The organism is Acinetobacter endophylla, from assembly GCF_053543775.1.
This window is the reverse complement of the sequence record NZ_JBLVOM010000047.1, coordinates 1-916: the sequence shown is the minus strand read 5'-3', so window position 1 is coordinate 916 and position 916 is coordinate 1. Positions and strand designations below refer to the sequence as shown.

General features: G+C 46.5%; 1 protein-coding gene. It reads left to right on the top strand.

The genetic code is table 11. From position 1 onward, the window contains the following. Positions 1 to 381: 381 nt before the first annotated feature. Positions 382 to 916, top strand: a 535-nt coding sequence (locus ACNPNW_RS04245) for an NAD(+) diphosphatase (protein WP_448766572.1), incomplete at its 3' end; no start/stop codon positions are given.

Below are 916 nucleotides of genomic sequence, written 5' to 3'. Positions count from 1 at the left end.
CATTCCAGACCCGATGAAAGATAGCCTAGTGTAAAGCCAGCCAGTTCAATTTTTTGTGAAAATAAAGATCAGCCCTCATGTTCAGTCAATTCAGCTCGACCAGATGATCTGCTGACATTGCACAGAAATCATAATTGCTACAATAACAGACTGTTCATCTCTATAATGCTACAGCCAGTTGATGAAACTCGCTTCGCATTATTCCTGAAGGCATAATTGGTGTGAAAATTATGTTATTTTAATCAAAAAGATACAAATTATTATGGTTGTAATTCAGGCAGCGTGCGCCTAGTATGTTCCATGAAGTTACTCCATGTAAGCTTCCTTAGTTTTGTCCCATACACCCCTCTGTATGGGATTTTTTTTAATCCGGGGATTGTCATGAGCATGCATTCAAAAGCGTATATTTTTAGACAGCAGCAATTGCTGGTGGATGATCATTTCCAGTTGCCGCAGGTGGAAAGACTGCAGCACGACCTGAACCTGTCGGAAAATGGCCAGGTCATTGCACGCGATCTAAAAGAAGATGAAATAGTGCCCGAAGGTTATCAACTGGTCCCGATCCGGCAACTGGTACAGGTCTGGAGCAGGCCGCAGTTTGAACAGGCCAGCCGTGCGGTACAGTTACTGGAATGGCGCCGTAATCACCGCTTTTGCAGTAAATGCGGCCATGCTACCCAGCAGCACGCCAGCCAGTATGCCATGGTCTGTCCATCCTGTGGCTATAACCAGTATCCGCGGGTGAATCCTTGCGTGATTACCATCATCACCCGGGGTACAGATGAAATTCTGCTGGCGAAAAATGCCCGCAATAAAACCCAGATGTACAGCCTGATTGCTGGATTTGTTGAAGTCGGCGAAACCTTGGAGGAGGCAGTACGCCGTGAGACGCAGGAAGAAGTCGGGCTGCAGATCA